Here is a 554-nt window from a genome sequence, read left to right as displayed (position 1 = left end):
AAATAGTCTGGTGGCGATAGCGAGAAGGTCACACCCGTTCCCATACCGAACACGGAAGTTAAGCTTCTCAGCGCCGATGGTAGTTGGAGGTTCTCCTCCTGTGAGAGTAGGACGCTGCCGGGCGAAACATAAAATATTCCGCAGTAGCTCAGTGGTAGAGCATTCGGCTGTTAACCGAACGGTCGCAGGTTCGAGTCCTGCCTGCGGAGCCATCCTTAATACCGCCTAAGGTGTTGGGCTAATGCTTCCATAGCTCAGTAGGTAGAGTGCTTCCATGGTAAGGAAGAGGTCACCGGTTCGAGCCCGGTTGGAAGCTTATAGAGATCATAATTTGTTAAATTAATAGCAAGGCCCCTTGGTCAAGCGGTTAAGACACCGCCCTTTCACGGCGGTAACACGGGTTCGAATCCCGTAGGGGTCACCATTTTGGAGGATTAGCTCAGCTGGGAGAGCATCTGCCTTACAAGCAGAGGGTCGGCGGTTCGATCCCGTCATCCTCCACCATATTTGCCGGTTTAGCTCAATTGGTAGAGCAACTGACTTGTAATCAGTAG

At 51.8% G+C, this 554-nt stretch carries 4 tRNA genes and 1 rRNA gene; all 5 read left to right on the top strand.

Going from position 1 to position 554, the window contains the following annotated elements:
* Positions 1–6: 6 nt before the first annotated feature.
* The 5 genes from rrf (at position 7) to ACQCVH_RS25240 (ending at position 504) form a co-directional block, all read left to right on the top strand.
* A 5S ribosomal RNA gene (gene rrf, locus ACQCVH_RS25260) occupies positions 7–123 on the top strand.
* 14 nt (positions 124–137) lie between these two features.
* Positions 138–212 (top strand) — tRNA-Asn (locus tag ACQCVH_RS25255).
* 31 nt (positions 213–243) lie between these two features.
* Positions 244–316 (top strand) — tRNA-Thr (locus ACQCVH_RS25250).
* A 33-nt stretch (positions 317–349) separates the two neighbouring features.
* A tRNA-Glu gene (locus ACQCVH_RS25245) sits at positions 350–424 on the top strand.
* 4 nt (positions 425–428) lie between these two features.
* Positions 429–504: transfer RNA gene (locus ACQCVH_RS25240), tRNA-Val, on the top strand.
* Positions 505–554: the final 50 nt, after the last annotated feature.

Origin of the sequence: Bacillus infantis (assembly GCF_050107595.1) — a bacterium.
In the GTDB taxonomy this organism is placed as follows: Bacteria; Bacillota; Bacilli; order Bacillales; family Cytobacillaceae; genus Bacillus_AB; species Bacillus_AB infantis_C.
This window is presented reverse-complemented; position numbering and strand designations above follow the sequence as displayed.